The sequence below is a fragment of the Iodobacter fluviatilis genome, assembly GCF_900451195.1.
GTDB lineage: Bacteria > Pseudomonadota > Gammaproteobacteria > Burkholderiales > Chitinibacteraceae > Iodobacter > Iodobacter fluviatilis.
In genome coordinates this window covers 1,061,618-1,086,393 of record NZ_UGHR01000001.1, presented here as the reverse complement: position 1 = coordinate 1,086,393, position 24,776 = coordinate 1,061,618, and the positions used below count along the sequence as shown (strand labels likewise).

Genomic DNA, 24,776 nt, shown 5'->3' with positions numbered 1-24,776 from the left:
AGCCCAGATCTATGATCCCTCGCCTCTCTAAAACACCAGCACCACAGTCCCTCTACCTCGATTTCATCGCAGAGCTGCGCTTGCGTGGTTTTGCAGGGGAGATCAGCAGCACGCTAGCGAACCGCACCGTTTTAGCGACGGATAATTCGATTTATCAGCTATTGCCGCAGGCCGCGGTGTTTCCCAAGCATACGGATGACGTCATCCGCGTGGTGAAGCTGGCGAGTGAGCCGCGTTTTTACGCCATCAAGCTTTACCCGCGCGGCGGGGGTACGGGCACAAATGGGCAGTCTTTGGGGGATGGCTTAGTCGTCGATCTTTCCAAAAATATGAACGCCATTCTGGAGATCAACGCAGCGCAGCGCTGGGCCAGAGTACAAACGGGTGTGGTGAAAGATCAGCTTAATAAGGAGCTGGCCAAACACGGGCTGTTTTTTGCGCCCGAATTATCCACGTCCAACCGCGCCACCATCGGCGGGATGATTAATACCGATGCCAGCGGCCAGGGCTCCTGCCTTTACGGCAAAACACGCGATCATGTGCTGGAGCTAGATACCGTCTTACTGGACGGCACGCTCTGGCATTCACAACCTTTAAGCCAGGATGCGCTGGAGCAAGCATGTGAGCAGGGCAATCTGGTCGGCCATGTGCACGGCCTGATCGCCCAAATTCATAAAGACCATCACCCGCAAATTACCGCCACTTTTCCCAAGCTCAACCGCTGCCTGACCGGCTACGATCTGGCGCATATTTATAATGATAAAGGCCAGTTTGATCTGAACGCGATTTTATGCGGCTCGGAAGGCACGCTGGGGCTGATTGTTGAAGCCAAGCTCAATGTGCTACCACTGCCCAAATTCAGCGCGCTGATCAATATCCGCTACGCCAGCTTTGATGCAGCATTACGCGATGCACCGCATCTCATGGCGCTGGGTGCGGCATCCATCGAAACGGTGGATTCCACCATTTTGCAGCTCGCCAAGGGCGATTTAATCTGGCAAGGCATTCGTGAGTTTTTCCCCGAAGACACAAAACCTGCGCTGGGGATAAATTTGCTGGAAGTGCTGAGCGACACAGAAAACGATCTGACGGCTCAAATCGCCCATATCGAGCAGGGCCTGCAAGGCGAAGCAAGGCTGGGCTTTACCGTGGCGAGGGGCGATGCTGCAGTAAAACGCATCTGGGGAATGCGTAAAAAATCAGTCGGCTTATTAGCGAACAGGGCTGGCGACGCCAGGCCGATTCCTTTTGTAGAAGACACCGCCGTGCCGCCAGAAAATCTGGCCGATTATATTCATGAATTCAGGGCACTGCTCGATCAGCATGGTTTGTTTTACGGCATGTTTGGCCATGTGGATGCGGGTGTTTTACATGTGCGGCCCGCAATTGATATGAAAGAGCCCAACGCCCTAGCCATGCTGCGCGAGATCAGCGATGGCGTAGCGGCAATTACGCAAAAATATCACGGCGTGCTATGGGGCGAACACGGCAAAGGGCTGCGCAGCGAATATGCACCGGCTTTTTTTGGCAAGCTCTACCCCTGTTTGCAGCAGATTAAGCAGGTGTTTGACCCACATAATCAGCTCAACCCCGGCAAAATCGCCAGCCCGGATGATTTAATCAGGATTGATGAATCACCCACCCGTGGCGTATACGACCGGCAAATTCCGATCCACATCCGCAAAGATTACGATGGGGCGCTGCACTGCAATGGCAATGGCGCTTGCTACAACTTCGATCCTGACGATGCCATGTGCCCATCGTGGAAAGCCACCAGAGAGCGCCGCCATTCGCCCAAGGGCCGAGCCTCTTTAATGCGCGAATGGCTGCGGCAATTAGCAGCGCAAGGGGTTGATCCCACGGCCACAAAACCCGCCAATTTGTTACGCCGAGCAATCAACAGCCTGAACAAGCAAGGCGACTTTTCAGAGGAAGTCATGGAAGCCATGCACGGCTGCCTGGCATGTAAATCTTGCGCGGGGCAATGCCCTGTAAAGGTCGATATTCCTGATCTGCGCTCTAAATTTATGTCGCTCTACTACGGCCGCTATCTGCGCCCTGCCAAAGATTACTTAGTCGCCAGTGTAGAAGCCACGCTGCCTACGATGGCCCAAATACCTAGGCTCTACAACGCGGCGATCAGCAAGCCGCTGGCCCGCAATATCATGCGGCGGCTTAATCTGATTGAAAGCCCACTGCTTACCGGCGTTAATCTGCAAACCACCCTGCTGCAACGTGGCTTTGCAATGGCTGACGGGCAATATCAGGCTAACGCTGTAATCATCGTACAAGATGCTTTCACCAGCTATTTTGAAACCCAGCTGGTGCTGGATGTGTTCGAGCTGCTCAAAAAACTGGGCTTCACCCCGCTGCTCGCCCCCTTTAAACCCAACGGCAAACCGCTGCATGTTCATGGATTTTTAGATCGCTTTAAGCGGGCGGCGGCTGATAACAGCGCCATGCTGCAAAAACTCACCCAAAACGGCGTGCCGCTAGTGGGCATCGATCCTTCGATGACACTGACTTACCGCAGCGAATACGCCAAAACACTGACGAATCCACCTAAAGTAGCGCTGCTGCAAGAATGGCTGGCCGAGCAATTTACCCAGCAAGCCCCCGATCTGAAGCTGAAAACCGCCACCTTTACGCTAATTCCGCATTGCAGCGAAAAAACCAATGTGGCCAGCGCGTTTAGCGATTGGGATAAGGTATTTACGGCGTTGGGTATCACGCTGACCACCCGGGCAGCAGGCTGTTGCGGCATGGCCGGCACCTTTGGCCACGAGGCGGATCACAGAGCGCAATCAGAGCAAATTTACGCACAAAGCTGGGCTAAAATTGTGGCAGAGCAAGGAGAGAATCTACTCGCCACCGGCTACTCCTGCCGCTGTCAGGTTAAACTCATAGACCAAACCACCCTCCGCCACCCAGTGCAGGCTTTACTGGCTTGCTTGTAAACATCTTAAAGATCAAAAAGGTCTGTAGACAGTGAGAACACAGAGCACACCGAGAAAACCGAGAAAACCGAGAAAACCGTTTAAAATAATACAATTATTCTAAATAGTACTTCGTAGGAGCGGCTTTAGCCGCGAAAGTGCATCAATATGAACAATATCCGCGGATGAATCCGCTCCTACGGCATAAGTATCTACACAACTTTTAGTGGTTCTGCAGCTGCAGCTTCCCCCTTTGTTAAAGGGGGATTTGCCTGTGCATTAGCTTTGTTTAAGACCTTGTTGTAATGACATATCGTGCCCCCCTAGCTCCCCCCTTTTTCAAAGGGGGGACAAGTGCATCAAACTTATGTAGATACTTATGCTCCTACGGTGTGTTTTTCGATTAAATCCTTGTCGATTTAAAATTGCTGAAAATAATGCCTTGTCGTTTTTAAGAAAATATCCTCGGTATGTTTTTTCTTTGTGTTCTGCTTTTTAACTCCGTGTGCTCTTTGTCTACAGATCTTGCTGCTCATTACCAGGACCCCGCCATGCCACATACTCATCCTGTTCTTGCTGATTTCCTGAGTTTTACCTTACAAGATCATCCCATCGATATCGTTAAAGGCACCTTGGCAAGTGGGGTGCATTGGCATTATCTGGGTGAGGGCTTGCTAGAATTTGTGCCGCATCATGGCAGCGATCAGAGCCTGGTTTTATCTGCCGGAATACACGGCAATGAGACTGCGCCGATTGAGCTGCTTAATACCTTAGTTAAAGACTTGGCGACGGGGCAGCAGGCTTTGGGTGTACGGCTCTTGGTTTTGCTGGGGAATGTTGCGGCGATGCGGACCAGCGATCGCTATCTGGATGACGATCTCAACCGCTTGTTTGACCACCGCCATACCCGCCTGCCAGATAGCACGGATGCTCAACGTGCAGCGCAAATTGAAGCCGCCATGGCACAATTTTTTGCCGGAGCCAGTGGAGCGCGTTATCACCTCGATCTGCACACCGCTATTCGCCCCTCCAGCTTTACCCGCTTTGGCCTGCTGCCTTATCAGACCCGGCCTTATGACCCGCAATTGCTTAAATGGCTTGAGTGCTGTGATTTAGGTGCACTGCTGATAAACCATGCCCCGGCAGGCACTTTTGCTTACCACTCCAGCCAGCACCACGGCGCGCAATCGGTGACGCTTGAGCTGGGCAAGGTACAGCCTTTCGGACAAAACCAGCTGGATGACTTTGCCGGTATCAATGCACTGATGCAAAGCATGGTTGCCGCCACCCAACCAAGCAGGCCCGCCCAACCCTATCAAGTCTTTAAGGTAGTTGGCCAGCTAGAGAAACACAGCGAAGCCTTTAAGCTGCACCTGCCAGACGATGTAGCCAACTTCACGGCCTACCCCCAAGGCACGCTGATTGCATCTGACACCGGCTACGAATACAAAGTCAGCCACCTTGAAGAGCGCGTAGTCTTCCCCAACCCCAAAGTAAAACCCGGCGTGCGGGCGGGGCTGATGGTAGTGGAAGTGAAGGATTTTTAATTTAAAAACCCAAGTCATAAAACACGGAGAGAAGGAGAACACGGAGGAGCACGGAGAGCCCTGAGAAAACATCAGTCGAGGAAAACATTGATTAGATCGTCATCCCCGAACGCTTTAATCAGGGATCCAGCAGCGCCACTGGATTTCCGATAAAACACTCGGAAATGACGGAATCGCCCAACGTAATCACTTTGGTTTTGCTTTTCTCCGTGAAACTCCGTGTTCTCGGTGTCCTCCGTGTTTTAAGATTTAGGTTTAGATTTAGCGTTTTCGCTTACAATCCCCTCCTGCATTAAATAAAGGTTAGTCCTGTGTTTCCCATCAATACCGACATCCCCAGCTATGGCGCGGATACACATACGATTGAAAACTGGCAGTGGTTTCAGGCCGTTGGCCATTTGGTAGCGAGTGAGCTGGCCGCTAAGCCGCGTGGTACGGTGGCGGTACTGGCGGAAGAAGAACGCGCTTACTGGCTGGCGCTGATTGAAGAGCAATATTATCTTGCCACGGCACCGATTATCGAAGGCGAAATCTACCTAGCAGCCGCAGCACTGGCGCGGGATTTAGTGGGGATGTGTGGCGATGAGCTGGCCTATATGCGCGGCGGGCTGGCCAGCTGGCTACTTAACCAGACAACATTGCAAGTTGAGGCGCGGCAGTTGCAATGCTGGCAAACGCTGCCCACTTACGCGGGATGGGATGATTAAAACGGGCGATGTGACTCAAAAATTCTGCAGATACCGAGCACACTAAGAAAACCTTTTAAATCCACCTTAAGCATAAATATCTACAAAAAATGGGAGGCACTTCAGTACTGCAGCCTCCCCCCTTTGTTAAATGGGGATTTGGCTATTTTGCATCAAACGTATAGATGCTATGCCCCTAAGTAGCATCGGCTTGATTTCTCTCTGTTCTGCTTTTTAACTCTATGCACTCTGCAGATTTTAGCTACGCACAGCGTATTGCCACTAAGGCATGGCCCGCAAAGCCACATCCAGCTGATCAATGACTTCGGCCCAATCGGCGTCTTCTTCCAGCTCTTCGCGCAAAAATATGGCCTGATTTTCTGTCCAGAAAGGCGCTTCTAGCAGCGAGAAATGAGAAGGCAGAGGAGCGTGTTTCATAATAAAGGCCGCTATATCGTCATCGCTGGATGCCAGACCCAGCTGGGCAAACAGCGCATTGAGATGGTGAGGAAATTTTTCCATAGCAGCCTTCTTATCGCCCGGTGAATGACTTAAAGCTTAGCAGTTACTTGCTATTCCAAAAGGCAAAACATCATATCGCTGGGATGATGATCCTGAGCGCCTAGCCAGCAGCTACCGCCTAATTGCACCACAGGCTCTTCGGCCAGCTGTGCAGCAGGCACATCACGCTGATCCAAGATTAAGGTTACATCGCAGGCCAGACTGTGGCCCAATGCAAATTTAAGCAGCTCTCTGAGCGAATGCGCTGCATCGGCATTGGGTTGCAGCGCAGAAAACTGCGCCCAGCGCAGTGGCCCAAGGCGCAGATTAAGCTTGGTTTGCCTGTCCCAGATTCTATCCCCAGCAAAGGCAGAAACACCCAGCTCGCAGGATGCACCGCCCAGCTGGCTTTGTTCTGCTTCGGGTAAATTCATCCACTGGCCGGCAAACTGCACCAGCTCGGCCCTGAAGCCAAAAAAGCCTTCGATCAGCGTGACTAAAGCCTGGCTAGACATCGGCTTCTGGCTTAATAGCCCCGCATAATAAATAAACAGGTTTTCATCATGCAGCGCGCCCTGCCCCATTTGCGCCCGCAATGCACTTAGCCCCATACCGCCCAAATCCAGCAGATTGCGGCTAAAGCCGTCCTGCTCGCCGCTTTCGGCTTGCAGCCAGAAGCGATATTTTTTCCATGCGCCATAAAATAAGGCAATAGAGCGGTGGCTGAAAATATCCAAGAAGGCATGCAGGGTTGGATCGCGATACTGCTGGCGGCGCTCGATTAGCAGCTCGGTATAGCTGGTGGGCAAAACACCGCTTGGGCCGGTGAGGCCCATAAATGCGACTTCCAGCTCGTTCAGCTCGCCGTCTTCAGTTTGCACAGCGGTGTAGCGGGTCATTTCGCTGGCTGGGAAAGACAAATTAGCTAGGGTGCGAAAGCGTAGGCCCGAAGGCAAAGGTCCGCGCCGGTCGCCCCGCTTTCTGGCGGATAAACCCAAAAGCCGCACCGCCTGAAAAAAGCCAAAGCCCGTTGGATTAGCCAGAAGCTCCTGATCCAGATGACGAGGGTGTTTAGAGCTGGCCATGCAGCGCTCTCCCGTTTGATACGCAAAGATGAGTCATTAAATAACCAAAGCCTCACCCGCTCGGGCAGGCCATGCAGCCAGCTCTTCGTGCTTGGTTTTTACCCGCAGACGGGTAAAGCTGTTTGGCGAGCAGTACAGTGCAAAAAAGCGCTCCAGCACACTGGCAAACAGATAAATACTGCCGCCTACGTAATATTCTTCATCCAGTGTCAGGGTGATTTCGGTACCGCGCACAAAGCCCGCAAAATCCCGGCCCATCACCCGTGTAACTGCCGGTGCGCTGCTGATGGCGCTGATGCCCTGAATCTGCCGAGTATTCACAGGAGAATCGGTCTGGTTATACAGCACCAGCATTTCTTGCAAAGCTGAGCGCCCCGATTCGATCAAAGACAAATAGTTAAGCGATAAATGCGAAACCAGACGCCACTGCAGGCCGCGCTTTTGCGGCGGACGTAAGCTATTACTTGGTTTACGCAGCAGCTTTACCCGCTTCACCACCGAATGCCCTGGCAGGCTGAAATCAATATGCTGGCCAGACTGGCTGCCGCCAAAAGGAATCAGCTCGGGCAGATCACGATTACTACAGAGTAATTCTAGGCTTAATACCTCAGCCCCTGGCCTAACGGCATTAAAATCAAGATCAACCAGATGCAGCTCTAAATCCGTCCCTTTATCGTCCTGGCGTGGCGAGGCTTCACGGCTGGCATGCCAATAAAACTTGGGCCCTTCTTTACTCACCCCGTGCCGGATTGCATAAAACGGCAGAACTTCTTCGCTGCTTTCCTGGCTGCCGGTTTTTTCTACCCTCACCACGCGCCTAAGCTGCATCACTTCAAAAGCATGCTGCTTGCGTGCATCGGGCACAACGGGATAGCTGGCTTTCTGGTGGGTCACACGGATGGGCTCACCCGCCTGTACAAAGAGATTCACAATCGGCGTGCAGCCCAGCTTGAAATGCGAGGCCTGCAAATGATGCAAGAGGCGTGCGTGGCGCTCGGTATCGGGCCAGCGCTGAATCATGCACTGAATCACCAGCTTGCTGCCCTGAATGGTTTGCGCCACATCGCTCAGCTGCTGAATATCAACAAACAAAAATTTATCAGGGCAGCTGAAATATTCGGTCAGTAAGCGATAGCCAAGGAAGGAGCGCTCATCGTATTCCAGCACGCCTTCATCACGACCAAAGCCTACCGGCGCAATGGCTGCAGCGGGCAAAAAGCGGGTGCGGGCTGGATCATCGCTGCCATCGCCCACGCGCAAACGCGTTGTGCCGGACAGCAACAGCTCGTACACCAAATGCATCAGTGCGGGCTCACCATCCAGAAATAATCTGAGCGATTGCAAATTAATGCCGCTGATGGGCAAATTGCCGTGGGTATTGAATTCCAGCGTTAACACCGCTGCGGCATCGGGCGCGATGCGGCGCAAATTAGGCGAGCTGCTGCTTAACTCCAGCTTGGCATCTGATAAAGACAGCGGATAAAGATCCACCGGATAGCAGGTTCTGAATTTGCACGTTACACCCTGAATGGCGGGTGCATGCACAGGCTGGCCACGCTCAATCACATAGCGCTTGGCGATTTCCGGCCGCAGGGGATCACACTCAAACTGCACAATACTGGACGATGGAATCGGCCGCAGATAATGCGGATAGAGCACATCTAAAAAGCTGGAGGCAATTTCCGGGTATTCGTCGTCCAGCTTTTTATGAATGCGTGAGGCAAGAAAGGCGAATGATTCAATCAGACGCTCGGTATGCGGATCTTCACACTGATCCCCTTCTAATTGCAGCCGGCCAGCAATTTTAGGGTAACGGCGGGCAAACTCGCCCGACAATTCGCGTAATAAACTCAGCTCACGTTCGTAATATGGCAATAATGAATCAAGCATGAGGCACAGTCTTTCGGGAGTGAATAAATATAACGAGCAGATTCCGCGTCAATATTAAATATACCATCGGCCCGTATTAAGCTGACATTATCAGGCAATACTGAGTAATAATGAAAGGAATTGTTACCCTATTGATAAATTTACCCCTAGGTGTAATGACAAGTTGTTGTAATTAAAACACCATATTGACAGACCTGACATTCTTTAAAAAGCTCTGGAAACGCCATGACGACCCAAGACAAACTGGCCACTTTGCTGGCCCCCATCTCTGCAGATCAGCCCGCTGGTGAGGATTTGGGCTATTCCGCTCTCTTTGATCAGATCCGCGAAGCCCGCCGTGCGGATGACCCCAGCCTCTCTCAGGGCGATTGGGGCCAGCAATTAAAAACCGCCGACTGGAGCAAAGTGATTCAACTTTGCAAACAGGCACTCAGCCAGCAAAGCAAAGATTTTCAACTTGCGGCATGGTATGGGGAAGCACTGGTTAAAACCCGCGGTTTTGCCGGAGCTCATCTGGCCTTGCAAGTGCTGGATGGCCTACTAGATCATTACTGGGAAACCGCCTATCCGGAATACGATCCTGATGATTTAGACGAACGGGTTGGCAAGCTGGAGTGGTTTAATAATCAGATGGGCATGGCGCTACGCGAAGTGCCGCTGACCGATCCGATTCACGGCGGCTACAACTGGCAGCAGTGGCAGGAATCGCGTGAAGTAGAAAACATGGGGCTGAAAGACAGCCAAGCCAAAGAAGCCGCACTGGCCGAAGGCAAGCTCGCTGGTGAAATCTTTGATAAAAGCGTAGACGCCAGTGGCGCCAGCTGGTTTAAACAGCTGCATACCCAGCTTGAACACACCCAACAGGCTTATCACGCACTGGATAAACGCATCGACGATCGCTTTGGCTTTGCTGCGCCTAATTTTGCCGAATTACGCAATGCGCTCAATGCCTGCCTTGAGGTTGTTAACCGCCTGCGCCTGCAATGGGGCGAGCCATCTACTGCCCCCGCCCACCATGAGCCAGCCCCTATGATCAGCCATGAAAGCCCAGCAAGCAGCCCTACCCCTCAGGCCATTAGCCACACTCCTGCCCGCCAAGGCCCGCTGCAAAGCCGCACAGATGCCGTGCGCCAACTGGTCGAAGTGGCCCGCTACTTCCGCCAGCACGAGCCACACAGCCCCGTAGCTCTGCTGGCCGAGCGCGCAGCCAAGTGGGCAGAAATGAGCCTAGAAGAATGGTTGGGATCAGTCATTAAAGATGATGCAACACTGGGCCAGCTTAACGAGCTGCTGGATATTAAGCGCAACGATTAAGCGCCCGGGAAGACACAGCCTTCAATGCTGCCGCCTTATGAGTTTAAAATCCACCGATTGCCATAAGGCGGCTGCATGCTTGCAAACTTTGAATCGGCTGATGGCTGGCGAAAACCGCGTATTTTTCAGTACCGCCCGCGGGTTTCGCCCTTACTGCAAAAGCAATAGCCCATTAGCCTGATGGATCATGGGCTACGCTTGCCGCTAAAAGATTAACCACCGATTTCCAGCTCAACTGCGTGTTCTGCATCGTCGGTGTTATAACGCAAGCTCATTTTCTGATCCACAATGCCCTGGGTGACTAGGAATTTTTCTACATTGATCGCGCGGGCCAATGCAGAATCTTTGGCATTGCCAATATCTCTTTTACTGCAATAGCCACGCAAAATAATCAATTTGGCATCTTTAAGCTGAGGAGCCAGCGCAGTTAAGATTTCTTCTTGCTGCGGTGTAAGCTTGGCTGACATTTTTTCAAATTTAAGCATATATGGCTTACCCAGCGCCACCACAGGGGCTTCTGGTGCTTTTAACCATGATGTAGCGGATGCTGTAGTAGCTGGCTGCGTCGGAAGATCTGTACACCCTGTCAGTATCCCGGCAAAAAACACCGCCGAGCAGGCTAAAACAATTTCTGATTTCTTCATGATTAAATCCTTTATTTACAAACAATCTGCTGAATTAAGCGAGCAGTTTAAACTTATCGCAGATAAAGCAAATGGGTAATATTTTAAAACAACAGACCCCAAAGCCAGACAAAAGCGAGTTTGAGTCTGGCGGTCAGGGAAAGCAATGAAAGTACGAAACGATCTGTGACGGACAATTTGACCACATTTTTTGTCCATTTTTATTAATCACAGTGCAATTTTACAAGAATACTTTCTCATATGTCATATTTCAGACACTAACCCTTACCCATCTCTGGCATCGTAGAAATCAACGCCGAGCCGCAAGATGTTTTATGCCCTTCCAGCGCCACGGGTTTTCCATCAATTAGCCAGCTTGGATCGCCTTCAACAATGGGGCAAATACCGTGGCCAGGCACAGGGCAGCTGACTTTATCACCCAGCAATGCCACTACTTTTCCAAATAAAACGGTTTTGGATGCGCCGCTGATGACCACGCCACCATGGCTGGTCGGGTCGCCAATGCGAATGACTTTTTTCATGCAGACTGCTCCTGCGGCCTGATCAGGGCCACGCTGAAATGCTCGGTATCACCCTGGCGATCAAATTCTGTTAATACGGCTGGTGCTGCTAAACGGGCGCTGTGCACCACGGCCACGGCCATTTGCAACACAGACCTTGCCGCGCCCACATCGCCCCATTCGCGCACGCAATTACTGGCGTCATCGATCGGGTTTAATGGCACGGCATATTGCTGCAGAGCCGATGAAACTGCGGCGAGTCGCGTGCCGCCCACATCCACATCGCCACTATTGTGAACCAGCCAGGCAATGCTTTCTGCCTGATCTTTGGCCTCGTCTTTATCATCACTACTAAATGGATAATCCCGCAGGCCTGCATTCACCAGCGCATTATCAAACAGGGTATGGATTTGCCTTGTCATAGGCAGCAGCTGCTTATGCACAATGGTGGCTTGTTCACCAAGGCGCAGCTCGGCCAATACGGGTAATTGCGCCAGCGTATCCTGCCATTGCAAGGGCACGCGTCCCCAGCGCTCGTCACCATACTGCTGCTGCTTTTCCCAGTAAGGTGTGTAAGCATCCTGGCTGGCTTCCTGCGTGCTGACCGGCTGTGGCACCGGCAGGTTTTCCCGCAAAAAGATCATGGCTACGGCGGCATAGCCTGGTTTTCCCAGCCATTGATTCGTTTCTTCCTGAGCCGCATCCGGCTCATCCCACTCGTCTTCAGGAATACCACGCGTTAAAAACGGTGCATCAGCGGCATAAACCACCATGCCGGGCAGGCCGGGGTCTTGCTGAAACAGCTGCTGAACGCGGCTCATTAATGCGCCGGAGCCAGGAAAAAAACGCGGCTCAGGGTTGGGTGAGTTTTCTTCGAAATCCTGATGAGCAATGGCTTGCAGCTGGGCCTGCTTCAGCATTTCCAGCTGCTCACGCCCTTCCAGCTGCGGGTTGGCTTCAAAATAATGCGGCAACCAGGCCGCCCCTGGCGCGGTCGTGTAAACATCACTTAAAAGCTGCTGCAAAGTCTGCTGAACCTGCTCTGTGGTTTCTTCTGCATCTGCGCTGATTTCATCCCGCTCCAGCGTCGTCCAGTAGGCGCCATCGGGGATTTCTTCCAGCCATGCCGGCGCATCTTTTACCGGCAAAGCCTGCACCCAGACGCCCCGGCAAAGCGATTTAATCTGCCGCTCTGCCAGCGCCGCATAATGCTGCTGCTTAGCAGCTTCACGCTGAGCCTGACGATCTGCTTCTGCCGCTTCCTGACCAGCGGCCTGAGCCTGCACGATGCGGGATTCGCGTATTTTTTGCCAGATACGCCACGCCACGCCAAAGATCACCGGCGGGGCCAGATGCGTCAGCAGCATGGCCGTTGGGCTCATTTTCTGAAAGCTGATAGGCAAGCCCCACCACAGCAATAGCCACCAGCCAGCAAAGAGCCCGCCAAACAGCCCCAGTGTTCCCAACATATAAAATTCCTTAAACGAATAAAAACGCCATTAAGGGCAGGCAGCCCTAAGCCACCTGCCCTTGCCTTGCGCTATAACTGCTTAGCTGATTTTCACTTTTACTTCGTCGTTTTTCAGTGAAAGCACAATCTTTTTCACCGGCTTGCCTGCCGACATTCTGGCCAGCAAATCAGTGGAAATCTGCGCCAGCACAGTACGGGTCAGAATGGCATCTGCATCGCGCGCACCGCTATCTACATCCATGCAGCGGTTGGCAATTGAATCCACCAGCTCGCTTGGGTATTCCAGCACTGCACCATGGTTTTGCGCGATACGGCGGGCGATTTTGGCCAGCTTCAGCCCTACAATCTTACGCAATACTTCATCCGAAATCGGGAAGTAAGGCACGATAGTCAGGCGGCCCAAAAACGCCGGTTTAAAGGCTTTTTGTAAAGTTGGGCGCAAAATTTCGATCAAATCATCGGCCGTCGGGTCACGCGTGACATCTTCAACCGTTACGCCATGCTCGCAGGCACGCATCACCAGATCGGTACCGGTATTGGATGTCAGCAGGATAATGGTGTTTTTAAAATCGACTTCGCGCCCTTCGCTGTCTTCCAGCAGGCCCTTATCAAACACCTGGAAAAACAGCTCCATCACATCAGGGTGGGCTTTTTCGACTTCATCTAGCAACACCACCGAATAAGGCTTGCGGCGCACGGCTTCGGTGAGCACACCGCCCTCGCCATAACCCACATAACCCGGAGGCGAGCCTTTTAGGCCGGACACACTATGCGCCTCTTGGTATTCTGACATATTAATCGTAATCAGATTACGCTCACCACCGTATAAAGATTCAGCCAGAGCCAGCGCAGTTTCAGTTTTACCCACGCCAGACGGGCCAACCAGCATAAACACGCCCTTAGGCTTGCTTGGATCATCCAAATTGGCCTTGGCAATCTGCACGCGCTCGGCAATTTGCTCTAAGGCGTGATCCTGGCCGATCACCCTTTCTGCCAAGAGGCCGGCCAGCTTTTGCACCTGCTCTAATTCATTACTGACCATGCGGCCCAAGGGAATGCCTGTCCAACCAGAAATCACGTCGGCAATCACGCTTTCATCCACGCATTCATAAGCCAGCTGATGTTGCTTTTGCAGCTCGCGCAGCTCGGTGCGCTTGGCCTGCAGCGGGCTGATTTTCTTACCCTTGGCAGGTTTGGTATCAGTGGCGGCGGCTTTAAGCGCCTCAATTTCATTAATCACCTGCTGCTGCACGGCCCATGCGGCCTGCAACTGCTGTAAATCTACTTCTAAAATTTCACGCTGCCCCGTCAGCTCGGCAATTCTCTCACCATGGCCTTCTTCGGTTTGCAGCGCCTTGATTTCACGCTCGATATTAGCAATCAGCACTTCTACATTTTCGATCGGCGCTGGGCGGCCAGAACGCGACAAAGCTACGCGGGCGCAGGCGGTATCGAGCACGCTGATCGCCTTATCTGGAAGCTGGCGACCCGTGATATAGCGGCTGGATAGATGCACCGCGGCCACTACTGCCTCATTCATAATCACCACTTCATGGTGCTTAGCCATCGCATCGGTAAGGCCGCGCACCATTTGCACCGCAATGTCTGGCGCTGGCTCGTCCACTTTAACCACCTGAAAGCGTCGCGCCAGCGCGGCGTCTTTTTCAAAATATTTTTTATATTCGGCCCATGTGGTGGCCGCAATCGTACGCAGCTCACCCCGCGCCAAGGCAGGCTTTAATAAATTAGCCGCATCATTTTGCCCAGCCGCACCACCCGCACCAATCAGCGTATGTGCCTCATCAATAAACAAAATAATCGGCACAGGGCTGGCTTTAACTTCATCAATCACCTGACGCAGGCGGTTTTCAAACTCGCCTTTCACTGATGCACCGGCTTGCAGCAGGCCCAAATCTAAGGTGCGTAAAGTTACGCCACTCAGCACCGGCGGCACTTCACCGCTCACAATTTTAAGCGCCAGGCCTTCTACCACGGCGGTTTTACCCACGCCAGGCTCGCCGGTTAAAATGGGGTTGTTCTGACGGCGGCGCTGCAGAATATCAATCATCTGGCGGATTTCTGTTTCACGCCCCAGCACCGGATCAATCTTGCCCAAACGTGCTTGTGCAGTTAGATCGATCGTATATTTATCTAGCCCCGGGCTGCCACGGCGCGGCGCAGGCTGATCCAAATTCATATCTGGCGCATCGCCAGTTGGCAGGTTTTCTGAATTGGTCGCCGCCTCATTACCATGCTGGCGCAAAGCCACATAGCCCTGCAAAGCGCGCTTGCCATCCATCTTGGCCAGCGTGGCCGAGCTGCCCTGTAAGGTTGCGCGTAAAGCATCATCCTGCACCAGCGCCAGCAGCAAATCCAAAGTAGAAACCGAATCCTGCCCCAGCTCGGCACTGGCCAGCAGCCATGCTTTTTCTAGCCATTTTGGCAGCCAGGTGGATAAGACCGGATTGCGCGTATTGCCTGTGCGAAAGCGATCCAGCGCCGCATCCAGCTCTTTTTCTAACTGATCTAGGCTCAAACCTAGGGAATGCAAAGCCGCCACCCCCGCATTATCGTCCTGAGCCAAAATTGCCAGCACAACGTGTTCAATTTCAATCTCAAAATGAGTACGCGACAAAGCACGACTAGCCGCCTCCTCCACCGCACGGCGGGCTGTAGGAGTAAGGCGGGAGATAAGAGCTTTAAGGGGGGTAGACATGGGATGGGTCCCGAAGAGTTATAAGAGTCTAAAATTAATTACCGCAATAAATACACAGATTAGAAACATCAAGCAATAATTCAATCTATTTACCAAACTTTTTACCACGACTTATTCACACGGATAGCAGAAATTTTTTAAAACTTACAGCCATCATTTCATTATCAGATAATCATGATACACATGCAGAGCTTAAATCTTCTTAATTATATCTCTTGTTTTAATCACAAACTCTTCAAATGCTCAATTCATTATTATAATCTACACAAGCTTACAACAAATCGCTTCGTTTTTTTAAGAATTTCAATCAATTCTTTATTTAAATAGCGATGACTCTCTTCATCGAAAAAACTCATTTCAGAGCCACAGGCGTAGCCCGCCGTCTTCTAAAAAAAACCGATCCCTTGATCGTTCTAACAAATAAACTAAAATCAGCAATCACAGTGCGCAGGTCAAGCCCCCTACACGGCTAGCATTCGCTTTTTTTTTTCAAAACCCTTTGAATAGATTTTATTTTGCGCATTGCTGCAAAGCTTTTCTGGCAGATAAAATATCTCCCGTTTTATTTGGATTACCAAGACAACTATCATCTTGTGTAATAAAAACCTTACCATTTCTCTCGTGAAATTTAAGCAATATAGTCATTTTTTTCACATTACTCGCATCAACATCAACTTTCTGAACTGCCTTTATATTTTCTAATACATAAGCAATCGTCATCAATAATGCATCCTGTCCTTTAACCGCCCCTAATCCATAAATACCATTACAGTAATGATACTCTGGAAGGTTAACTCTAAATGATGCTACTTTAATCATTTCATCGTCATGCACATATAAATCACAAACACCATTATTATGTATATTCATTCCTTTCTCGCTAGCATTTTTTTCTTTAGAAGAAAGTAATTTATTAACTTGATACTGCTGAGCCCAAATATAATATTTTTTCTTATTTAAAAACATTCGGGCACGATTCTCCCCTCCCGATTTTATTTTACCACTCAATTCAGCATTAGCTCCAATATCACGGACAACTGCATTTTCCCAACTCTCCATAAAATTTCTAATATCATCCGCCTCTTCGGGCGACATAGAAACATAAGGTTTATTAATTGCATAGCCTTGATCAAGGGAAAGTGCAGCATAAACAGGAGCAGTTACTAATAAACAATAATTAAAAACTAAGAATGCAATATTTTTCATGCGCTACCTTTACTCTTTCATTATATTGCTACATTCTGCAAATAGGTTCATTATAATTCATAGCAATATATGGCAGGCTAGAGCCGCCACCCAGTAACAAAGCAAAGAGTTTTATACGAATAAAATTAATCCACCAACAATTTTGATCGGGCCAAGACCCGACCAACGCTACTTTAATATACTTTCACTTTACGATCACTCTTGCTATTTTTAGCAGCAAAATATTAATTAAATAATATTCTATAAATAGCCCTTCAGACGGACCTTTAATGTCTATTTAAATATTTATAAATATAGAAAAATAAACACACAATTTACTTCTCATTTTTTAAAAAATAGATCAATTAGATACACACATTTTTATAGTACTTATGTCTAGAATGGCTATTCTCATCTGTATAATTCAAAATCAGTCCACCTTTATGATCAAAAGTAGCCTCCATGCCAACATACATAACCGCCCTTGATTGATCAAATTTCATACTTGGATCTGTGTAAGGTATTTTCAATCTAACTTTACGACTGTAAATATTTTCTAAGCTCAACCCATTTTCAGTGGCAAGCAATACACATTGCTTATTAGCTTCTATTGCCAAAACCTGTTGCAGCGGGATACTAAGGCCATTTTTAACATGATAGTAATACTTAATATTGCAATCACTACCACAGCTTAAAATGATCTGTGCCAATGACGGATTCAACCAACTTATTGCAGGATACCTTGCTTTAATTTTACTCAGCAACTTCACCTCAGTTGCATGATTATCTTTAACCCAAAAATCACATTTAAAGTCTGCACACTCATAATGCAAGCTGTGCATGCCATCACTAGAAAAAACTGTATCTTTTTCAACATCAGCAAATGCCAGTGATGAAGAAATACAAACCATTAAAAACATAAAAATTTTAAACATAACGCCAATTTTTTTAATAAAAAACAAGAACAATGGGGGCAGGTTTTGCATTAACATATATTCCCACCGATTAAGAATAGTTAGTGTGTTAATCCAAGGCCTGACCCCAAGTCGTGACCCCAAGCCGCAGCCTTAAATTCATTCGCAATCAGTTAGTTAATAAAGTCAGTAATTTCATTTACTTTGGCTTATTCTCTTTCCGCACTTTAAATTCGTAGACATGGTTGGAATATTTCCACCAAATTCGCACCCATTTACTTTTCCACGAACCGGACAGCCGAATCGCTTTATTGGAGGTTCAATTTCCGAGAATCGATACTCAATTTTATTATCGATTACCAGAATAAAATCAGCATTTATTGGTAAACGAGTCGATTCTAGCTCTGAGAAATCGATTTCTAAGGTCGGTAAATACTCTGGCTTAGGTTGATAAAACTCTATATTTTTTCTTTCGATAACTGACTTTTTTTTATCAATAAATTTACTGTCACCCTTGTATATTTGCAACTCCGCTTGCTTGGGCAACTCGCCAACCCAGTCATGAATCAATACCGCAGCAGGTATAGACTCACATTCACTTGCATAGGCAGCAAATGACAAGACTATAAAAAAACCTGCTACGATCTTAGTTGTATGCTTCAATATGGCCATAATGGTTACTCGTAAAAGAGGGAAATAAAATACCGTCACTTGTTTTTATTGGGTTACGTTTCTTTGAAGTTAACGAGACTTGATTAAACTCATACTTAGTACCGGTACTGGGATCATATCCCCAGCTATATACTTTAAACTTCACACTTTGCTTACTTGCATCCTTTACCATACCACCTTCATAAACAATCCAGTGTGATTGAGCAATATCGCCTAGCTTGTAGCCTGGTGTGTCCAATAGCATATCCATATCGATCATCATTAAGATTTGCTTGCCCTCGCGATGACTCTTCTCCATTTCATCCAGTTTGACCAGATCTTTTGCAGGATCGCGGCTATTACTAAGGAATGCGTTTTGAGTAAGTGGTGTGAGCAAATCTACATCCACAGCTTTAGTTTGTTTATATCCGCCAATTTTTTTGACCAAGTCTTCCATCATTCCAGGCCAATTAATTGCGGCAAATTGATCCCAGCTACCCGATTCCAGCCCATGATAGCCTAAATTACTTTCCGAGCTGCGCGTTCCGGCGAGCACAATCCAATCGACTTCCCACATTTCCATCCGTTTGTACCCACCATGATTTGCGGGGTCGATTTCATACATTTTGCCTGATGGCTTTATTCGAAATCCATCTATGGTGCATTCACCCATTCGATGCAGATCTTGTGCAATCTTTTGATAGCGATCGGCACTATTTTTGATAGTGACATAATAAAGTGCGGCCATACCACACAGACTGCTACGGCCCTGATCAATTCGCCATGGCTCGCTTTTTCGCTCCTGAATCTGTTTATCGATTCTTTTTTTATCAACCCAATAAAAACGGTGATGAACCAGTTGTTTTAACTCGATAAATTTTTCAGGTGCATCGGTATACGCCTGAATTGAAAGCTCACAGCCGCAATAATCGATGTCATCAATTTCTAAGCCAATTCTCGCTCCTTGCTGTTTAAGTTCGTGGCGAATTTTTTTGCCTTGCAAGGAAGGAGAAATATACTCAATAGCCCATTTATAATCTTCGCTATTCGGTAGTTTTTCGCCATTAAACAGGCACACCTCAATATTATATCGATGATCATATAGCATGGCAGTTGATGTGCTACTACCTGACCCATCGTTGCCTGACCCTTTATCAAGCTCCGTCAGAAATTGAATTTTCTTGGGCATGCAAATGGGCTTAATCTTATCCTTACCATTGGCAGCGCCAAGAGAGTCTGTTTGTTTACATTCCAGATCCGCATTATTCGGCGTCGTCATTACTAATCCTCTGACTTTTTTCTTTTTTCTTAGGTGTTGCTACCACTTCAATTTGAATGCGTTCAGAGGTATCAGGGTTTTTAATCATATGAGTAAACCCATTGCCATCTGTTTTACCGAATTCCACTTCGCCTGTAGCACGTGTGATTTTAAATCGCTGATTAGCGAGTGGTTGGCCCGATTCTTCATCTTTGATTTGATATTTCCGCTCAAACTTGCTCACGGGCATTTCATTATAAGTTTTTGCCAGGCTCGTCCCCCCACTCAACTCATGACTCGCCCCCTTAATACTCACTTCTCCCGGGCAATGAATCTCGATATTGCCGCCTTTTAAGCGGATATAGCCGCCACCGGAGGTGAAGAGCACTTCGTCGCCTGCGGCGATTTCTACTTTTTCTTTGCAGGCAGTGATTTTTACGTTTTTGTCTGCGGTGATTTCAATATTGTCGCTTTGCGCCTGCAGCTGGATTTTGCCTTTGGCTGCGATCAGTTTGAGCGAAACTTTGTCTTTTACCCCGGCTACAAACAGGCTGATGTGTTGACCTACGTTGTGTATCCAGCGGCGGCCGGAGGTTTGGTTGGTGTCTCTTTGGGCAACCAGATCTAGGTTGGTGCCTGCGGCAAGGGTCTGGCTTTGTGGGCTGGTGATGGCCACACCATCTTCGCCGTGCAGCAGAATGATTTTTTGCTGGCCCGCCTGGTCTTTAGATTTGCTCTTGCCGTCTTTGTCTGTGTTGCTGCCCGCTTCCAAGCTTTTGCTGGCGTGCACATGGTGGTGCAGATGGCCGGTGGTGGCTTTGTCGCCTGCACTGTTGTCGGGCTTAACGGTTTTATCGCCTTCACCGGTTTCTATGGTGTCGGCGAGCTGGTTGGTGGCGGTTTCACCCAGGCTTTGGGCGAGTGCCAGTGCTGATTCAAGCTGGTTTCGTGCTGGGCTGTGGTCGAGTTGCTTGCCTGATGCGCCGTTTTTGGTTTCAGTGCTGATCAAGAGGCCATTAGAGCGGATTGCACCTTGATTATCCGTGCGCAGCTCGAAGCCTTCGCCGCGTGGCTCACCCTTGCCATCGGTTCTAGGGTGGATTAAATAACCAAGGTTAAGCTGGGTTTTACCGTGCTCGCTCGATAGCTTAGTGCGTACTTCGCCCTTGGTGTCGTCAAATAGCAGCTCGCCATACTGGCCGCCTTCATGCTCTTTGGTTTTGATACCGGATAGGGTTTTGTTGGCGGGCAGTGCACCAGCGCCGCTGAAGCTGGGCACGGGGTGGCTGCCGTTATAGACCACGCCAGTGATGATGGGGCGATCGATATCGCCTTCGATAAAGTCGACCAGCACTTCCTGGCCGATGCGCGGGATAAACTGGTGGCCCCAGCTTGCGCCTGCCGATGGGTAAGCGACGCGGATCCAGCAGGAGGATTTGTCATCCAGATTGGCACCAAACTCGGGGTGCTCTGCGCCCCGCTGCCAGTGGAACTGCACCTTAATTCGGCCTTGTTCGTCGGTATGCACTTCTGATCCAGCGGGGCCGACCACGGTGGCGGTTTGTACGCCACGGCTTTTGGGCTTGCTGTGCTCGATATGGGCAAAATCAGGCGTAATTGGCTGGCCGCGTCTTTGGGCGGTGAAGTCGGCCTGGTAAGGAGGATTCGCGGTTGAAACCGCTCCCTCGAGTAGGCTGGGGGCGACTAAGCCAAGTTGCTGAGTTAAATCCACGGGTAGATTATTTTGCGCGGTGAATGTCAGCCCGGTAACGGCAAATTCGCGCTGCTCGGCGCTGTCCCACTCATGTGCGGGGTGGTCTTCCAAGCGGAACCACTGCCCAGCCTGCAAGGCACGCAAAGTGCCAGATCCGGTAAAGGATTTCTTTTGACCATCATGCGCTTGCTGACGCAATTGGGCGTAGTGGCTGAGGCCTTCTGCATCGCTGGCGTAATAAAGGGCTTGCGGGTCGTAATCTTCAAAACTGGCCTGCAGCTGCTGGCCGCCATCGCCCTGGTCAATGCGGCTTTCATCAAAGCTTTGGCTGGTGCTGGTGGCTTTGTAATCAAAGCTCGCCAAAGATACGCTGCTGCTGCCCACCTGGCGCTGGCTGTTCCACTCGGTGAGCGCGTCAGATTCTTCCGTGGCATCGGCGCGGTGGAATCGCACCTGCATTTCTTGTGCTTCGGGTAGCGCAAAAGCATCGTCAAAGATGACCAGCTGCACCTGCGGATTGTCGCCCGGCAGATGTTCGAATCGCCACGCCAAGCCTTCCTCGGCTAATAATCGCGTCAGAAAGTCGAAATCGGATTCACGGTACTGTAAGCAGTAAGAGCGCGGGCCATGCGTGCCAGAGAGTTTGAAATCCAGCGTTTGCACGGCGGCAAACACGGGGTTTTTAGCCTGGTGTTCGGCTAAAACTTGTTTAACGATATCGGGGACGGATAGGTCTTGAAATACGCGAGAAGTGCGGCGGTAGCGGAGTAAGGCAAACGGCGGTTCTGCCGTCAGTGCGTATTTAGCAAAGCCCCCATCTGAGCCCAGCAATTGCGCTTGCGAGATGACGCCACAACGCTCAACCGCATCGCCATTGGCATCAGCCACCGATAAAACAATGGGTAAACCGAGTAAGGATTTAAGCTCTAAAGCGCCATCAGGGGATAAGCAATCGATCTGATAGCGGTAAGCCTGGTTAATCCCTTCGCTGCCATCCACCCGCTGAGGTAAAAGCTGCTCACCCCATGCTGCGCCATCTCCTAACTGCAGGGAGATCAATCGCTGATCTTGATTAAATGCAGCCGCAAAGCTGCTCAGTAATTGTGATAAAGGCATGGGGGAAATCATTTGCAATCCAGGTAGAGCGGGTAAATGGCAAGGGAATGAACGGTATTATTTGCCGATCTCAACACGTACAGCATGCTCTGCATCTTCGGTATTAAAGCGACGGCTTAATTTCTTTTTAGAGATACCTTGTTTAACCAGGAATTTCTCTACATTCACCGCGCGAGCCAAAGCGGCGGACTTCGCGTTACCAATGTCTTTCTTGTAGCAATAGCCACGTAGGGTAATTGCTTTAGCTTCTTTTAATTTTGGCAGCAGGCTCATCAGTTGCAGCTCGTGCTCTGGGGTCAGTTTGGCAGACATTTTGTCAAACTTAAGAAAGGATGGATCAACAGCAGCTTGGGTGGCCGCTGCTGCTGTTTCTGCAGCTTTTGTAACGGTTGACGTTGTTTCTACCGGCGCATGCTTCCATGAAGTAGAAGGCGTTGCAGTCGGTGTTGCTGGATTTTCTGCACATCCGGTCACACTGGCAGCAATCACAAGTAAAGCTGCATAAACAAACCCTGAACGTTTCATTATTAAATCCCTTTTTTTAAAACAACTGATCTGCCTTGCAGCAGATCAGTTTGCTACTTATCGCTTATCACCCGAATGGTGATATAAAAACGATTTAAGCGATCGTTTTGTTAGCGGTCAGATCCCAACCAGAGCTAACATTACCGCCACCAGCGCCGTCAGTACGTTTTTGCTGGGTGTAAGTCCACTTGATTTTGCCGTAGCTGAAGCTTACGGTTTCGCTAGGGAAACCTTCATCATTGGCTGAACCATGTGGCTCTGCCTTAGAAATCAAAACTTGTTCCATTTTGATTTCCATGTACTTCACTTTATCGCCACCGGAACGGCACAATTCGATGGTTACATCTTTGATGTGCTTACCAGTGCAGCATGCTTCGTAGATCTTTGGGCTGGCTTTATCCAAGAAGTGAGTGATCACGTATTGAGCGTGGTTTACACGTTCAGCGGTAGCACCACCAGCAGAGCTAGCAGTTGCTTGAGCTGGCTGCTCAATTTTGTGCGAGAAAGATTGGATTTCGATCCAGTCTTTATGCTTGTCATCAGTAGATTCACCTGGAATACCATCAATTTTCAAAAATGCATCAAAAGCCATTTGTAAACTCCTTACAGTTAATAAAAGTTACTTCTACGCTTCACTGCATCAACGGGTTGGTTTTGGCAACTCAGCCACAAGACGCAAGGAAATGGTTAGCTCATCGAGCTGAAAGTGAGGGCGCAAGAACGCGGCTGCGCGGTACACACCTGGCTTGCCAGGTACTTCAACCACGTCAACACGCGCTTCACGCAATGGGTATTTAGCTTTGGCTTCCTGGCTAGCCGAATCATCCAGCAGCACATATTGCGCCAGCCATGTGTTCAGGAAATCCTGCACATTTTGGCGTGAAGCAAAGCTGCCGATCTTGTCGCGCATGATCGATTTCATGTAATGCGCAATGCGCGAAACCGAGAAAATATAAGGCAGCTGAGTAGACAAACGCGCATTGGCATTGGCCGAATCAGTGTTATAAGTCTTGGCTTTTTGCGATGACTGGCCGCTGAAGAAAGCGGCGTAATCGGTGTTTTTACAATGCACTAAAGAAATAAAGCCCAGATCAGACAGCAGCTTTTCAGTGCGGTCGGTCACGGCGACTTCGGTAGGGCATTTCAGGGCCACTTCGCCATCGTCGGTTTTAAAGGTGTGCGCTGGTAAACCTTCTACCAAGCCACCTCCTTCCACACCGCGAATCGCAGCGAGCCAGCCGTATTCGGCAAAAGCAGCCGTTAAGCGAGCGGCATAGGCGTAAGAAGCATTGGTCCACAGGTATTTGCTGTGATCGGTGCCATCGACGTTTTCTTCAAAATCAAATTCTTCAACCGGCACGGTATCGCGGCCATAAGGCAGGCGGCCCAGTACGTGCGGCAATACCATACCTACATAGCGGGAATCATCTGATTCACGGAATGATTTCCACTTGGTGTATTCAACCGTATCAAAAATCTTGGCCAGATCGCGTGGCTTGCCGATATCGGTAAAGCTTTCCAGGCCAAACAAGCCTGCACCTGCCGAGGTAATCAGCGGCGCGTGTGAAGCTGCGGCCACATGGGATAATTCTTCCAGCAGGTAGAAGTCTTCCGGATGGCGGCCAAATTCAAAATCGCCCACGAGACCCGCATAAGGTGCGCCACCAAAGGTGCCGTATTCTTCTTCGTAAATCTTTTTAAATAAGGCGCTTTGGTCAAATTCAGACGAAGCTTTAAAATCTTTCAGCAGGTCTTTTTTAGACGCATTCAGCACCTTGATTTTCAGCATGGTGCTGGTTTCTGATTCAGCCGTCAGGTACTTCAGGCCACGCCATGAGGATTCCAGCTTCTGGAAATCAGCGTGGTGCATAATTTCATTCAGCTGCTCTGAAATCAGCGCATCAATTTCTGCAATACGCACATCCATACTGGCGCTTAAATCGCGGGAAATCGTTACGGTACCTGCCAAAACCTGATCAACCAGTTCGCTGATCAAATCACGGGTACGGTCTTTTTCCTGCTCATTGCTGGCAATACGGCTGTTATCAATAATTGAATCAAGCAGGCTGCTGGCTTCGCTGTGCTCAACGGTGCCCGCTTCAAGCTTCTGTAGATCTGACATA

The 24,776-nt window shown here is 49.7% G+C and carries 19 protein-coding genes; 4 read left to right on the top strand and 15 right to left on the bottom strand.

Annotated elements, in window-relative coordinates; all coding sequences use genetic code 11:
- The first annotated feature begins 11 nt into the window (after positions 1 to 11).
- From ydiJ to DYD62_RS04810, 3 genes are all read left to right on the top strand, one after another.
- Positions 12 to 2,957: a D-2-hydroxyglutarate dehydrogenase YdiJ gene (ydiJ, locus tag DYD62_RS04820; protein ID WP_115226308.1), complete on the top strand. Its 2,946-nt coding sequence runs from the start codon at positions 12 to 14 to the stop codon at positions 2,955 to 2,957.
- Between the two features lie 530 nt (positions 2,958 to 3,487).
- A complete protein-coding gene (gene astE / locus DYD62_RS04815) occupies positions 3,488 to 4,483 on the top strand; it encodes a succinylglutamate desuccinylase (protein WP_115226307.1) in 996 nt (331 codons plus the stop codon).
- A 311-nt stretch (positions 4,484 to 4,794) separates the two neighbouring features.
- Positions 4,795 to 5,190, top strand: coding sequence for a hypothetical protein (locus DYD62_RS04810; RefSeq protein WP_115226306.1), 396 nt, complete (start codon positions 4,795 to 4,797; stop codon positions 5,188 to 5,190).
- Between the two features lie 261 nt (positions 5,191 to 5,451).
- Here the strand turns inward: DYD62_RS04810 and DYD62_RS04805 are convergent, their stop codons facing one another.
- Genes DYD62_RS04805 through tssF form a run of 3 tightly spaced genes read right to left on the bottom strand, consistent with a single transcriptional unit; the run spans position 5,452 to position 8,645 of the window.
- On the bottom strand, positions 5,452 to 5,691 hold the full coding sequence (locus tag DYD62_RS04805) for a DUF2789 domain-containing protein (RefSeq protein ID WP_115226305.1): 240 nt from the start codon (positions 5,689 to 5,691) through the stop codon (positions 5,452 to 5,454).
- 50 nt (positions 5,692 to 5,741) lie between these two features.
- Entirely contained in the window at positions 5,742 to 6,755 is a 1,014-nt protein-coding gene (gene tssG, locus DYD62_RS04800) for a type VI secretion system baseplate subunit TssG (protein ID WP_115226304.1), read from the bottom strand.
- A gap of 36 nt (positions 6,756 to 6,791) precedes the next feature.
- Complete coding sequence (gene tssF / locus DYD62_RS04795) at positions 6,792 to 8,645, bottom strand: type VI secretion system baseplate subunit TssF (RefSeq protein ID WP_115226303.1); 1,854 nt, start codon at positions 8,643 to 8,645, stop codon at positions 6,792 to 6,794.
- A gap of 225 nt (positions 8,646 to 8,870) precedes the next feature.
- Here tssF and tssA point away from each other — a divergent pair, with 225 nt between their 5' ends.
- Complete coding sequence (gene tssA / locus DYD62_RS04790) at positions 8,871 to 9,959, top strand: type VI secretion system protein TssA (protein WP_115226302.1); 1,089 nt, start codon at positions 8,871 to 8,873, stop codon at positions 9,957 to 9,959.
- 212 nt (positions 9,960 to 10,171) lie between these two features.
- On the opposite strand, the gene DYD62_RS04785 is transcribed toward tssA, so the two are convergent.
- The 12 genes from DYD62_RS04785 to tssC form a co-directional block, all read right to left on the bottom strand.
- Positions 10,172 to 10,603, bottom strand: a complete 432-nt coding sequence (locus DYD62_RS04785) for an OmpA family protein (RefSeq protein WP_115226301.1) — start codon at positions 10,601 to 10,603, stop codon at positions 10,172 to 10,174.
- 257 nt (positions 10,604 to 10,860) lie between these two features.
- On the bottom strand, positions 10,861 to 11,124 hold the full coding sequence (locus tag DYD62_RS04780) for a PAAR domain-containing protein (protein ID WP_099398580.1): 264 nt from the start codon (positions 11,122 to 11,124) through the stop codon (positions 10,861 to 10,863).
- Entirely contained in the window at positions 11,121 to 12,572 is a 1,452-nt protein-coding gene (locus DYD62_RS04775; RefSeq protein WP_115226300.1) for a hypothetical protein, read from the bottom strand. The genes DYD62_RS04780 and DYD62_RS04775 overlap by 4 nt, the downstream gene beginning before the upstream one ends.
- Positions 12,573 to 12,653: 81 nt before the next feature.
- Positions 12,654 to 15,290, bottom strand: a complete 2,637-nt coding sequence (gene tssH / locus DYD62_RS04770; RefSeq protein ID WP_115226299.1) for a type VI secretion system ATPase TssH — start codon at positions 15,288 to 15,290, stop codon at positions 12,654 to 12,656.
- Between the two features lie 510 nt (positions 15,291 to 15,800).
- Positions 15,801 to 16,496: a hypothetical protein gene (locus tag DYD62_RS04765; RefSeq protein WP_115226298.1), complete on the bottom strand. Its 696-nt coding sequence runs from the start codon at positions 16,494 to 16,496 to the stop codon at positions 15,801 to 15,803.
- 344 nt (positions 16,497 to 16,840) lie between these two features.
- Complete coding sequence (locus DYD62_RS04760; protein ID WP_132038750.1) at positions 16,841 to 17,461, bottom strand: hypothetical protein; 621 nt, start codon at positions 17,459 to 17,461, stop codon at positions 16,841 to 16,843.
- A gap of 123 nt (positions 17,462 to 17,584) precedes the next feature.
- A complete protein-coding gene (locus DYD62_RS04755; RefSeq protein ID WP_115226296.1) occupies positions 17,585 to 18,061 on the bottom strand; it encodes a hypothetical protein in 477 nt (158 codons plus the stop codon).
- Positions 18,036 to 19,319 (bottom strand): hypothetical protein, encoded by a 1,284-nt coding sequence (locus tag DYD62_RS04750; RefSeq protein WP_115226295.1) that lies wholly within the window; start codon positions 19,317 to 19,319, stop codon positions 18,036 to 18,038. The genes DYD62_RS04755 and DYD62_RS04750 overlap by 26 nt, the downstream gene beginning before the upstream one ends.
- Positions 19,303 to 22,128, bottom strand: coding sequence for a type VI secretion system Vgr family protein (locus DYD62_RS04745; RefSeq protein WP_115228208.1), 2,826 nt, complete (start codon positions 22,126 to 22,128; stop codon positions 19,303 to 19,305). The genes DYD62_RS04750 and DYD62_RS04745 overlap by 17 nt, the downstream gene beginning before the upstream one ends.
- A gap of 57 nt (positions 22,129 to 22,185) precedes the next feature.
- Positions 22,186 to 22,653 (bottom strand): OmpA family protein, encoded by a 468-nt coding sequence (locus DYD62_RS04740; protein WP_115226294.1) that lies wholly within the window; start codon positions 22,651 to 22,653, stop codon positions 22,186 to 22,188.
- Between the two features lie 94 nt (positions 22,654 to 22,747).
- Positions 22,748 to 23,245, bottom strand: a complete 498-nt coding sequence (locus tag DYD62_RS04735) for an Hcp family type VI secretion system effector (protein ID WP_115226293.1) — start codon at positions 23,243 to 23,245, stop codon at positions 22,748 to 22,750.
- A gap of 48 nt (positions 23,246 to 23,293) precedes the next feature.
- Positions 23,294 to 24,775, bottom strand: coding sequence for a type VI secretion system contractile sheath large subunit (gene tssC, locus DYD62_RS04730; RefSeq protein WP_115226292.1), 1,482 nt, complete (start codon positions 24,773 to 24,775; stop codon positions 23,294 to 23,296).
- Position 24,776: the final 1 nt, after the last annotated feature.